Raw genomic sequence first — 12,597 nt, 5'->3', positions numbered from 1 at the left:
GTGGTAATGAGGTTGGCCTGAATGGAATTTGCTTTACTTAACCTTATGATTGGATATTGATCATTTTCTATATTGAGGAGTGAGTTATTGTGCGCTCAGCTGGCGGAGACATTGTTCCCCCTCCATTTCGTCGGCTCTACAATGTCTTTTATCCTACAGCCTCTATTTATCTGATTATTCAATAAATCGAGGCTCTTTTATGTATGAGGCACTATTTACTACTTTAAGATTTTAGCGCCAGATACCATTCATCTCTAATTGTGTTAAACAGCTGCTGCTTGAGCCGGTGGTGAGTTGATGACTGATTGATTTCTGAGTAAATCAGATAATTTCCTACCCGACGACCTACATTTATCATATCAAGTAGTTGTTCGGTAAGCTCACTAGGTAGGGTACAAGTTTGAATATCTGGTATTAAGTCTAAATACTCTTGGGTAAATACATTACAGCTCATGGAAATTGAATTGGTATCAATAATATGACGGCTCAAAGCGGCGATGTTATCTGTAGCCCCTTTGATATCAAGACTTTTCCCCTCTTTTTTAGCGATCTGTTCCAGTAGTGGGCAGCAGAGGTCATTAAAATTATCCAACGCAAAATAACCATATTTACATAGGTTCTCTACAGTGAGTTCATCTTCGAAAACTGGATGTTCAGACTTGGCGATTAGAAATATCTCTTCCGTTGGTGAGAGCATTTCGCTGATGATTTTATGTTCTTTGAAATTTTCATATACCACTGCAAAATCAATTTCACCATGTTCAATGGCCCTACTGCAGTCACTGGATAGGGTTCTTATCTCAAACGTTAAATTGGGAGCTTGTGGTAAAACAAATTCATTGACGACTTTGTTAATGATGTAGGTAAATTCGTTGTAGGCATAGATCTTAAAATGCCCTTTTGCGGTCAGAGGGTTAAATTGAGTGTGGTTGTGCTTGAGAACTTGATAGCCATGTAAAAGCTGTTTTACGCAGGGTAAAACCTGTATCGCCTTATCGGTTAATACAAAGCCATGAGCGCGACGAATAAAGAGTACGTCATTAAAGATGTCTCTTAATATGCCGAGATGCCGGCTCACCGATGAAATACTCATGCCTAATTCGTTAGCGACTAAGCCAGCGTTTAGGTGGCGACTTACTGATTCGAATACAATTAAAGAGTGGTAATCTAGCCGTTCAATATTCATGGTTACTACAAAGTAATTCCTTTGTTATTTAATATCATATGATCTGAGTGGCGGCAAATATGGTCTGTCAAATTTGAGCGGTGGCATGGAATTTAATGGCGTGATGAGTCACGCCATTAAATTTCTATTTAGCTCTGTAGAATCTTCAGGGGTAAACCGAGCATATCATCGCCGCTGCCCGCAAAGTACCAGATGATAGCCACGAGTGCAGCAACAGTAACAAGGTACCAAATGGCAGAAAACAGTTGGCCATATCTGTCTAACGGCAGCAGGTGACTTTGGTGACGTGTTTTCCACTCAAATACGATCTCCAAACTACCAATGAGCAGTAAAAATCCCAGTAGTGCTAGCCCTAAGGTGTAGCTAATAAACACGCCGATAGCCGCGCCAGCAACACAGGCGATCAACCCCAGTACGCTGTTCATTGAGAAACTGATGCTTTTTAGAATGTGGCCACCATCTAAAGGAAGGATAGGCAGTAAATTAAATAGGTTGAGTAGGGCGTTGAACGCCGCCAATCCGGCAAAGAACACATTGCCAGTGATCCAGTAAGCAACGAGCGCGGCGATAGACATGAACAGTCCAAATGTGGGGCCCATAATTGAGATCACCACATCCTGCCAGCGAGTGTTAATTTTTTCATCACTGAGGGCGAGTCCTCCCATAAATGGGATGAGATAGATCCCTTTGGTTTTCATACCAAAGTACTTCATTGCTCTGATGTGCCCATATTCGTGGAACACCAAACAGGCAATCAGAGCTAGAGCAAACTGAAACGAAAACAACCAGGAGTAAGCGGCAACGCTTGCACCAGCTAAAACCACTTTGATTATTTTCGCGCTTTTTAACAGTTTAAAGCCTAATGAAGCGAGCCCTATAAGACTGAACTTACGTGGTGCCTCGACGGGCTGGACTGGTATTTGGCGCTCAATATCTTTTGTCTCCCGACGACCTTCTTCGAGTAGTTCATCGCCGTTAAGTAACCGATAATCGATGTGAAAAGGTTGCCAGCGTAGATCGACCTCTAGGGTGATTTTTATTGTCGAGACAGCATCAACTCGCTGCGGGTTTTCAGTTTTTGATGCTTGTGCTTTTAGCTCAAATTCATGGTTTTTTAAGCCTTCATTATTTGCTGATGCTTGCTTTACCGAGACAAGTTGGTTGTCCCAATAGAGTTGTTGCCAGCCTGCCATTGAGCCTTCAAGGCGCAGCTCTTTACCTAAACAGTCTATCCGGAGTAGTTCCACGTAATATCTCTTGAGTATGTGGGGTCATATGAGGCTGAATTATGCCTGTAAATGACCTGAAAATAAAAGAGGCGTAACTGAATGTTACGCCTCGTTTTTTATGAAAACACAGGTGTGTCGGCTATTTACGATTGCTGTAATCAAAGCTTATTTCTTGCCCTTCATTAAATACCATACAGGGGCCATGTTCTCTTTGAGTACGATTAAAAGCGGGGCCGATATGAATTTCAACATTGGCAAAAATATGTTTGCAGGCTTCAATACGATAATGTTGATAGTAGTCGTCGACCTCTTGTTTAATGGTATTAAACTCAAGCTCTTCTCTGCTGCGCTCAGTATTAATTCGGCGTTTTTCTTCTAGCATGCCTTTGACTTGCTCAACCATGAGTTCATCATCTTGCCATTCAGATTTCGGTGGCAATTTATTAAGACTGGCTTCGATATTGAGTTTAGCGACGACCATTAGTTTGACGCTTTGATCGAGCTGTTTCATGGTTTCTTTAAGCTCACCGTGGTGCATGGCACAGTAAATATCGGTTTTAGTGCCAGCGGTAGCACCAATAATGACCGCTTTAATGCCTTTAGCGGCTTTTGCGATACCCCCCACTAAGTCGCCTCTGCGGCCATTAGCATCACTGACGGTAAGTGTGGTGTTGGTGTCTGAATGGCTATGTAGTAACTGCTTGGTCACCAAAATATCGCCTTCAGCCTTTAAGTTTGAATATTGCACAAACTGTGCTGAAATTTGACCTTTTGCTTCCAGCGTCGTAGAAAGCTGGTCGTCTTTGAGTTGTCGTCCAATAACCCCTTTGCTGACTGTGATATCACCATCGGCAATTAAGTGGGCAGAGTCGACGAAGCCCATCACAGTAATATCACCCGTGGTTTTAACGACCATGCCTTCGTGGACATCGCCAGTAATTAAGATACTGCCTTTAAAGTCGACATTGCCATAGCCTACATCGACATCTTTAATCTGTAATACATCATCAACCTGCATACCGGTTTTAGTTTCAACGGGTTGGCCTGATACGGTTGCGATAAGCGTATTAGCGTCACTGTCTAGTAACGCGGTGCCAGTGCCTGCGGTCATCTTGATATCTTTGCCTGGCACGGGAAGTAGGACGCTACCTTTGACGTCATAGCCTTGCACACCTTCTGTGGCTGGGATTTTTACCATCAAAGTATCATTGGGTTTAACCATAATGATTTCACCCAGATTACGCATGTCAACTGTGCCATCAGCTCGTTCCTGAGGCTGCAATAGACGTTCCCTAGCGAGGGGCACTTTTCGATCAATAATGGCATTTGTACCATTAATCGCGGGCTTTCCATGGGCAATAGTGTCACTAGATGTTTGGCCGGGCTCGAGAGTCTCGAGTTGCTTGAGCTGTGACTGAATCTTTATTTTGCTTAGGCCCATGGCGATACCATCGGCTTTTAGGGCTTTTAGTATATCAGGTAAGGTGACTGCTTTTCCGCCCCAAGGCGCTGACAAAGTCATCTCTGCGCTCATGCTATCTTCAGCAATGGTCAGGGTTACTTCACCGTCTCTACGCTCGGCAATTTCAAAAAATTGCTCATATTGACCATCATCTTGGTCAATCAATTGATTGACCTGTATCACCGCTTTGTCGATAACATTTTGCCGCGGGAAAAGTTGGCATAATTCGGGAAGTGACAGAAGTTCGGTAATTGCGTCCACAGTGAGTGGCCCATGAGTATTAGGAATTACCTTAAATTCAGCTAAGTTACCATCACTGCTTAGCTCTATGAGTCCGGGATCCAGCATAGTTGTTTCCGAAGTAATATTGTTATTATTAGATAAAGTTCTCCGAGTATAACAGCATAAAGTTTGACCTATGAAGTCTTTATTAATGAGGCAATTAAGCTATATCTATTACCGAGTCAAATTAGTCACTGTCGCCAGAGAGAATTACTTGCCTCTGGCACCATAAATGATAGATTACTTTGTCGGTAAGGGTTAAGTGTTTGAGTAAACTTTGTATTTGTTGTTTTCTGCAGTGATATTCACTTTTTTGAAGTATTTGGCGATTGCATCACTATAGGGAAGGTGGCGATTGGCGACGATATGCCATTGACCATGATGATTCAGCTTTTCGGCGCTGTCTTTAACAAAGTCGGTGGCAATATGGGTTGCGCTGTGCAGTCCGTCGTGGAAAGGCGGGTTAGAGATGATACCATCGAACTGGCCTGACGTTTGACGTAGGCCGTCTGATGGGTAGACGTTAGCAGTCATATTATTAGCGACCAGAGTCATCTCGCAAGAGGCGAGCGCCATGGCGTTGATATCGACACAGTCGACGTTAAGATGGGGATGTGCCTTGAGCAGTGCGACAGTAATGATTCCTGCGCCGCAACCAAAATCGAGCACGCGGCCAGATAAGCTAGGCAGATGCTCTAATAACAGTTTTGTCCCTTCATCGAGGCGTTTTTCACTAAATACGCCTACCAGATTACAGATGGTGATTTCGCCCTGCGGAGTCGCTAAACGGTAGCTATTGACCCAATCCTCTAACTTTATCTCTGGGGCGTCAGCAATGAGCTCTGTGGTGTAAAGTAAGCAGTGACGCGCGTTGTCTCGCTTACTGGCTGCATCAAAATAAGCGGGCGTTTGCTTGGTTATGGAGCGCACGCCGCCTTTATTTTCGCCGACAATGATCAGCTGGCCACCTAATTTAAGATGCAAACCCGCGAGGTTAATTAAGTAAGGCGCCAGACTTTTCGATTTGGGATAAAACAGCACCACACAGTCAAATTGATTGTCGTTGGGTAACTGGTGTCCAAAATGTGTGACGAGTTTTTCTGAAGCATAAGGCTGCAGGTGCAAAAAGTGATTGTAGTCTAATGCGAGCGCCGTGACATGATTGGCCGTGTCGAGTAGATCCTTGGCGAGCAGATCTGCTTCATGATTGAGGAGCAAGATATCTTTCGACTCGAGAAAACCACTATTTCTTAAAACAACTTGAGATGGATTAGAAAGCACAAACAATCACTGGCATGGGAATTTGCTCGGATTATAGCGCATGGAACTTGATTGACTGAAATCTTTTGTTTGTCTGTTGTAGTGATTCAAATTCGGCCTCACGAAATCGAGATTACGTGAGGCCGGACAAAGTGAGTCTACTATGGCAGTAGCGCTTCGGTTTCGACCTTGGCCGGAGCTGCTGACTTTGATGGGGCACTGTTGTTGCTTGCTGTTGGCGCTTTTTTGGGGAGTAAGCTGATCAGCTTATTGGCGATATCTGTGTTGTCCTGATGACCATGAAACAAGCTTGCAGCCGGTCCGCTAGCAAACACCTGCACATCGACTCCGGTATGGCCACTCGAAGTCCAGCCAGTATTGGTGCGCGAATCGATCAAGGTTTTTATGGCACCATCTAGGACTTTTTGTCCCTGCATTCGCGCATTAGAGAGTTGTTGAGCTTCATCCTCTGTGGGGGTAAAGCCAAGTTGTTGTGCCACGTGGCTTTGCCAATCATCCACTGCGATGGCTGAGGTTGCAATGGCGTCTGGACTCGCTTGCACCGCTTTCAATAGCTGGCCATCCCAGCGGTAGTCGCCATTGGCGCCAATCGACAATCCGCCAGTATCATGGTCGGCAGTGACGACCAACAAGGTGTCATTGTTTTGGCGTATGTATTGCTCAACCACTTCAATGGCATTGGCAAACTCATGCATCTCTGCCATGGCAGTGGCGATATCATTGTTGTGCCCAGCCCAATCGATAAGGCTGCCCTCAACCAATAACACAAACCCTTGCTCATTTTGCGATAACAGGGTCAATGCTTTCTGCGTCATGGTGCTGAGTCGTTGGGCATCTGGTTCATCGATGGCCCAAGGCAATTGCACCTGGGCAAACAGTCCAATCACCTTAGGCTGCTCGACTGCTGCCAACTGGGAAAAGTCAGATAGGTACTGATAACCTTTATCTGTGAACTTTGCTAACAAGGTCTCTGGGAAATATTTCTGCCCTCCACCGAGTAAAACGTCAGCATCGGTATCAAGGTAGCTCTGTGCTAACGCATCATAATGACGGCGGCTTTCATTATGGCTGAGAAAAGCGGCGGGTGTGGCATGGTTAATTTGTGCTGTCACGGCAACGCCGGTGCTCATGCCGCGTTTTTTAGCCAGCTCCATCAGGGTTGGAATTGTGCGTTTGTCCACATCGACAGAGATGGCGCCATTATAGCTTTTTACCCCAGTCGCTAACGCCGTTGCTGCCGCTGCTGAGTCAGTGACATAACCACTGACTGCCGCAGGGTAAGTACTCGCGCTGCCGACAAGAAGCCTATCAAATACTGTCTGTTCAACCTCTTGGGTACTCGGGTTATCTTGGTAGTAACGATAAGCCGCAGTGTACGATGGGCCCATTCCATCACCGACCATGATGACGATATTCTTAGGTCTGCTTGGCGCATCAGTGGGCGAGCCTATATTGGCGTAGCTCGCACTACTGAGTAGCGAAAGTGACACAAGCGTTGCTGAAACAAAATTACTTAACTTCATCTAGGCTCCGTTTTACGCGCTAATGCGTGCTTCGATGGCATCCATCAACATACCCGTGACATCGACATCAAAGGCCGCTTCAATCTCTTTAATACAGGTTGGACTGGTTACGTTGATTTCGGTGAGTTTGTCACCAATCACGTCAAGTCCGACAAAGATTAATCCACGTTTTTTGAGCTCAGGGCCAATGGCATTGGCAATTGCCCAATCGCTTTCAGACAATGGCTGGGCAACACCGCGTCCGCCAGCGGCAAGGTTGCCACGGGTTTCGCCATTTTGTGGAATGCGCGCCAAACTATAGGGTACAGGTTGGCCATCAACCACTAAAATACGCTTATCGCCTGAGGTAATGTCAGGGATAAAGGCTTGAGCCATGGCATATTGCTGACCATGATTGGTTAAGGTTTCAATGATCACCCCAAGGTTAGGATCATTGGCTTTCACGCGGAAAATAGAGCTTCCGCCCATGCCATCCAGTGGCTTTAGAATAATGTCGCCTTTTAGCTGATAAAACGCACGGATGCGGGCAGCGTCACGGGTCACTATGGTTTCAGGCGTGAACTCACTAAACCAAGCGGTAAATAGTTTTTCATTGGCGTCACGTAGGCTTTGAGGTTTGTTAACGATCAGTACGCCTTGTTCTTCTGCGCGCTCAAGCATGTAGGTGGCGTAGATAAACTCTGTATCAAATGGTGGGTCCTTGCGCATTAGGATCACATCTAACTCTGCCAGTGGCGTATCGGTGGCATCACCTAGTTGGTACCAGCTTTGCTCATCTTGCTGCACGCTTAATGGGCTCATGGTTGCCATTGCGACACCGTTAACCATGGCAAGATCTTTCATTTCCATATAATAAAGTTGGTAACCACGAGACTGAGCGGCAAGTAGCATTGCGAAACTAGAATCTTTCTTGATATTGATGTCGCTGATGGGGTCCATCACGATGCCAAGCTTAATCATCTGCTGTGTCCTTATTGTGACTGTTGGGTGGTTTAGGCCGACTAGCCTAAATCGCCAAATCTAAGTTGTAATGCGCTGATCGCTGTCAGCGCAGCCGTTTCGGTGCGCAGCACTCGAGGGCCAAGCAGTACATCGGTAAAATGATACTGCTCTGTCATGTTGATTTCAGTGTCAGACAATCCACCCTCAGGGCCGATAAGTAAGCGTACCCGAGTGGTGTCTAACTCCAGGCCGCCGATACCATGCGAGGCGCGTGGATGCAGGTTAAGCTTGAGTGCATCACTTTGCTCGGCGCACCAGGCTTCGAGTGTCATAGCTTGGCGGATCTCTGGTACTTGGCTGCGGCCAGATTGTTCACACGCACTGATCACGATTTTTTGCCATTGTTGAATCTTTTTGTCCAGGCGTTCACCGCTGAGCTTAACGCCACAGCGCTCAGAAAATAACGGCGTAATGCTGTTCACCCCAAGTTCTACTGACTTCTGAATGGTAAAGTCCATTCTGTCACCTCGAGAGATCACCTGCCCAAGGTGCAAGTTCAACGGCGACTCGCTGTCATTGGTTGTTTGAGTTAAGACCTTAACTTCGACATTTTTCTTACTGGCACTAAGTATTTCTGCCAAATAATTGTGGCCATCGCCATTAAAGAGTTCGAGTTGTTCGCCAGGGCCCATACGCAAAACACGGCCAACATGACCTGCGGCTTCACTGTCTAACATCATAACCTGAGAAGGGGTTAATTCACCCACCTGATAGATTCTTGGAACTCTCATCTGCTACTCCGCAGTTTGTTTAAATTCGGCCAATTTTTGACATTGAGCCTGTACAAATGGGTTGTGATTGCCTTGGCGATTCGCTATCGCCACATCTCGCTGACATTCAATAGTATCAACTGGATAAGTTTTATCCCATGCCTTAAAGAGTTTTAACTGACTTTTTGCAATGTTTAAGCCGTAAGCCTGCTGCATATAAAGATAGGTACGAGCGATGCGGCCACGAGTATAGCTGGGTGGCTCTACTTTTCGAGATTTAAAGTCGATGACCATGGCGCATTGCCCATACTGCTGTGGATTGGCGTTCCACTGACTGAAACGATAGTTACTGCGATCACCATTGACTTCACCAATAGCTGGGACAAGGTTGTGCAGATCGCTTTCCATTTTTTTGAACAGCTTATCGGAGCGGCCGCAATTTTTACGCCCTCCCTGCTGCCAGCATTGACGCTGATGCCCGAACTCCCACGCCGGTACCACATGCGCCCATTCGATGCGGCTGGCGCGTTTTTGTTGCTTTCTTACTTGGTAACCGCAACGGGCGAAATCAGGCTGCCACTGTTTTTGATTAATGGTGATATCACAGCCGCAATAAAAGCTGGTTGTTGGGAGTTCTTGAGCGTACATAGTACGAGCGATTTTCTTGGCTTGATTAAAGCTGGTTGGGTGAGACGCCGACACATGGTCGGATACGACAACAAGTAGCAGTGCTAAGGCAGCACAAAAGCGGCTCCAATAAGGAGCTAATATGGTGTTTGGCAAAATGGTTCCCTAAAACGTATTGCTTGGTTTATCCCTCATGCCGATGCATCCTCCTGCGCATTAACGCGATGCGTAGGCTGACTGGCTAAAATAACGGTTAGCAGGCATAGACCAAGGTCTTGAATAGTACTGCGACTATTTAGAGGCTGATTCTACGGGAAGGGGAGTATTTGAAGCAAGATTAACCATCAGTTACCCACGGCGATCGGTTAATCAGTGTCACCGATAAAACTGAGTGTTTGTCTGCATTTTCGGCAGCGATATTGGGTTTGCTCACGTTGTACCTTATTGTGCCTTCTAATCGTTAACGGAATCGGTCCGCAGTTACATCGATAGGTAAAGGTTTTCCCTGCTACAGACTCAACATTCAAGCTGTGAGTGGTATGGGGCGTGAGAGAAAACAGTTTCACCATTAATGCTTGCCACTCTCTGCCATGGGGCTTCACTCTGCCGTAGAGCTGGTGAGCGAGTAAATGGCAGATCTCATGGGGAGCGACTTGGCGTAAAAACTCATCGCTGTTCTCTTCAAGCAGCACCGGGTTAAACCTGAGTTTGTTAAGTTGTAAGTGCGCGGTTCCTGCACTTTTCCCTCTAAGCTTGAAATTGATCTCTGGTCGAGGAAAGCGTTGATTGAGTGACTGTTCGGCAATTTGATAACAGCGCTCTACCTGTTCAAGTAGCCGCTGCTGATTCGCTGTTTGAGGTGTTACACAAGCCTGATTAGGCGCCGTAGCTGCGGAGGGGCTAAACAATGTTTTTAAACGATGATACATGGCAACCAAAAATTAGCGCGCCCTAACGGCTAGGGCGCGAAGCAAGAGAGAGCGATTATAACTGAGTTGCAGCCGCCTCGACCATGGCTTTTACTTGGTCGACGATAGCTTGTTCTGTTATGGCATCATAGCTGCCCACGCGAGGAGTGTGGATGTGGCCGACAGGGATAGGGCTATTAAACTGCTGTTGAAGCAGTACGGCGCGATAGGAGATCTCGTTAGAGAGATAACCCCCGCCAGAGCCTTCGACCGACGTTGCGCTTTGTAATTCAAGTAGCGATGAGGCTTCAAATTCACCTTTGGCCAGCGTGGTCACCTTGTGGTTGTCATTGACTTGCCACTGTCCCTTAACGCTTTGCATTGCCTTAACAGGCAGAGAAAACTCAACAAACTCAGGACCGTTTAGCGTTTTCCCATCAAACATTGGTGGTTTAGGCGACGATTTGCTGGCACCCGTTAGCACATTTAGGTTGTCGGGTGCGGCTGCGCTGCGCTGACGTCCAGGGAAGCGCTCGAGATCAAAATCATCGCGGCCCATGCTGACAGTGAAAATGGCATTAACACTCTTGTCACGATAGATAGGAGTGAGTAGTGATTCAATAATACCTTGGTCAAAGTCAGCAAAGCGCACCGGGATCATCACGGTTTCAACTTGGGCTTGCTTACCATTAACCATGAACTTGTAGCCGTCGAGCGCTAATGCCGTTAAACCAGACGGATTACTTTGGTCTATATTGCGATCCAAAAAGAAGGGATCAAAACCTGTGAGCAGGATACGGATTTGAACGTCGTCGGCAAACTGAATATTACTGAACCCACGGGACGCTTTTTCGACAGCATTGAGTAAAATCGTGCGCTGCCAATCGGCAATGTTAAATGCAGGTTTATGCTGCTTCAATTGCGTTTTCATGGCCAAGCGACTCCAGTAAAGCGGACGATCATCTTGCCCGCCAGATTGGACATCGCGTACCGCTTGTTGCCATAAGCGTTCACCTTGACGAGCCACCATCTGGGTCATGATCAGTTCATCAGACTGTTGGCGATATTTGCTGTCCAAATTATCGACCATGGCTTGATAACGTGACACCACGGTTGGTATCGCTTGCCTGGCAGCGTCTAGACGCTGCTCCTCAACATCTAATGCGGCGAAAGCGCTGTGGCTACTTAGTATGGCAGTTAGTGCCAGTGTTAAGGCGGTTTTACTCATGGCTGTAGTTCCTTGGTCTGCTCACGTCATGCACCCGTTAAATTGATTGAGTTTTGCTGTAGTGAGCTAAGGTCTTTATCAATTGCTAGTATAGTCAACAACTGAGTATGCACGACATCAGGCGGCAAATAAAGCATTGAGGTTTATTGATAAAATGCCCTTTTTTTGACATAAATCATCATGACTTTGCCCGATGACATAAAGCCTTGTTCAGTTATGCTTAGTGCATCGGCGATTTGGAGTGCTATTTATGCGTTTATTGATGTTGTCTACTATTTTGCTAGCGAGTGTTATTCCCCTTGCTGCGCAAGCAAAAACTGATGCTGACTCGGTACAGCAAGCCTTTAGTGATTTTGATGTCGAAGGTGTCCTAGTGTTACTTGATGACAATAGCGGAGAGCGGGTCACAAACAATTTGGCCCGCAGTCAACAAGGATATATTCCGGCTTCAACCTTTAAGATCCCGCACAGTTTGCTATTGATCGAGGCGGGATTAGTGAAGGATGAGCAAACTCAATTTGTTTGGGATGGCATTAAGCGAGACTACAACAGTTGGAATCGAGACCATAGCTTTGCCTCTGCGATGAAGTACTCTGTTGTCCCCATTTATCAAAAGTTAGCCGTAGCGCTTGGAGAGCGTAGAATGAGCCAAGGGGTTAGCTTGCTTAACTATGGCAACAACAATATCGATGGCGGTTTAGACCGTTTCTGGCTTGACGGTGAGTTAGCTATTTCTGCTAATGAGCAGGTGCAATTTCTTCAGCGACTCTACCATAACCAGCTTCCAGTATCGGAGCGTAGTCAACGTATCGTGAAAACGATGATGTTAAATGAAGCCAATAGTGATTGGGTACTCAGAGCCAAAACAGGCTATGGGGTTAGGCAGAATAAAAAAATCGGCTGGTGGGTGGGTTGGATTGAAAAAGAAGACACTACCTATTTCTTTGCCATGAATATGGACATAGACAACGTCAAACAACTGCCCTATCGAAAAGCGATTGTGAAGCAAGCACTCACTCATCTCGGTGTGATCTAGCCTATTTCTGTTGGTCCATGGGCTTGAAGGTTGGACGTTACCAAGGCTGGAGGCGACTGAGACGATAGGGTAGTAAGTTGGGGGAATACAATGAGTACTGAAGTTGTGGAGCTGCTAGGTGCT

The 12,597-nt window shown here is 46.3% G+C and carries 11 protein-coding genes; 1 reads left to right on the top strand and 10 read right to left on the bottom strand.

Features of this window, described 5'->3' with window-relative positions; all coding sequences use genetic code 11:
- Positions 1–223: 223 nt before the first annotated feature.
- The 10 genes from L876_RS0110690 to L876_RS0110645 all read right to left on the bottom strand — a co-directional run bounded on the left by L876_RS0110690 (position 224) and on the right by L876_RS0110645 (position 11,438).
- On the bottom strand, positions 224–1,186 hold the full coding sequence (locus L876_RS0110690; RefSeq protein WP_028763808.1) for a LysR family transcriptional regulator: 963 nt from the start codon (positions 1,184–1,186) through the stop codon (positions 224–226).
- Positions 1,187–1,314: 128 nt separating this feature from the next.
- Positions 1,315–2,433 carry a site-2 protease family protein gene (locus tag L876_RS0110685; protein ID WP_028763807.1) on the bottom strand — a complete coding sequence of 373 codons (1,119 nt, stop codon included), beginning with the start codon at positions 2,431–2,433 and terminating at the stop codon, positions 1,315–1,317.
- Between the two features lie 121 nt (positions 2,434–2,554).
- Positions 2,555–4,225 (bottom strand): flagellar assembly protein A, encoded by a 1,671-nt coding sequence (locus tag L876_RS0110680; protein ID WP_028763806.1) that lies wholly within the window; start codon positions 4,223–4,225, stop codon positions 2,555–2,557.
- A gap of 192 nt (positions 4,226–4,417) precedes the next feature.
- Complete coding sequence (locus L876_RS0110675) at positions 4,418–5,440, bottom strand: methyltransferase (RefSeq protein ID WP_028763805.1); 1,023 nt, start codon at positions 5,438–5,440, stop codon at positions 4,418–4,420.
- A 140-nt stretch (positions 5,441–5,580) separates the two neighbouring features.
- Complete coding sequence (locus L876_RS21565; RefSeq protein WP_037428448.1) at positions 5,581–6,963, bottom strand: alkaline phosphatase; 1,383 nt, start codon at positions 6,961–6,963, stop codon at positions 5,581–5,583.
- A 12-nt stretch (positions 6,964–6,975) separates the two neighbouring features.
- Entirely contained in the window at positions 6,976–7,923 is a 948-nt protein-coding gene (gene gshB, locus L876_RS0110665; RefSeq protein ID WP_028763804.1) for a glutathione synthase, read from the bottom strand.
- Positions 7,924–7,964: 41 nt separating this feature from the next.
- Positions 7,965–8,696 (bottom strand): 16S rRNA (uracil(1498)-N(3))-methyltransferase, encoded by a 732-nt coding sequence (gene rsmE / locus L876_RS0110660; protein WP_028763803.1) that lies wholly within the window; start codon positions 8,694–8,696, stop codon positions 7,965–7,967.
- A 3-nt stretch (positions 8,697–8,699) separates the two neighbouring features.
- Positions 8,700–9,404: an endonuclease gene (locus L876_RS21560; RefSeq protein ID WP_051413083.1), complete on the bottom strand. Its 705-nt coding sequence runs from the start codon at positions 9,402–9,404 to the stop codon at positions 8,700–8,702.
- 263 nt (positions 9,405–9,667) lie between these two features.
- Complete coding sequence (locus tag L876_RS0110650) at positions 9,668–10,231, bottom strand: SprT family zinc-dependent metalloprotease (protein ID WP_028763802.1); 564 nt, start codon at positions 10,229–10,231, stop codon at positions 9,668–9,670.
- Positions 10,232–10,286: 55 nt separating this feature from the next.
- The gene (locus L876_RS0110645; protein WP_028763801.1) at positions 10,287–11,438 is read right to left on the bottom strand and encodes a hypothetical protein; all 1,152 of its coding nucleotides are present in this window, start codon (positions 11,436–11,438) and stop codon (positions 10,287–10,289) included.
- Positions 11,439–11,688: 250 nt separating this feature from the next.
- Here L876_RS0110645 and blaOXA point away from each other — a divergent pair, with 250 nt between their 5' ends.
- Positions 11,689–12,474 carry a class D beta-lactamase gene (blaOXA, locus tag L876_RS0110640; protein ID WP_028763800.1) on the top strand — a complete coding sequence of 262 codons (786 nt, stop codon included), beginning with the start codon at positions 11,689–11,691 and terminating at the stop codon, positions 12,472–12,474.
- The last annotated feature ends 123 nt before the right edge of the window (positions 12,475–12,597 follow it).

It is taken from the genome of Shewanella colwelliana ATCC 39565 (assembly GCF_000518705.1).
In the GTDB taxonomy this organism is placed as follows: Bacteria; Pseudomonadota; Gammaproteobacteria; order Enterobacterales; family Shewanellaceae; genus Shewanella; species Shewanella colwelliana.
The sequence above is the reverse complement of the archived record's forward strand: the minus strand, read 5'-3'. Positions and strand labels throughout refer to the sequence as shown.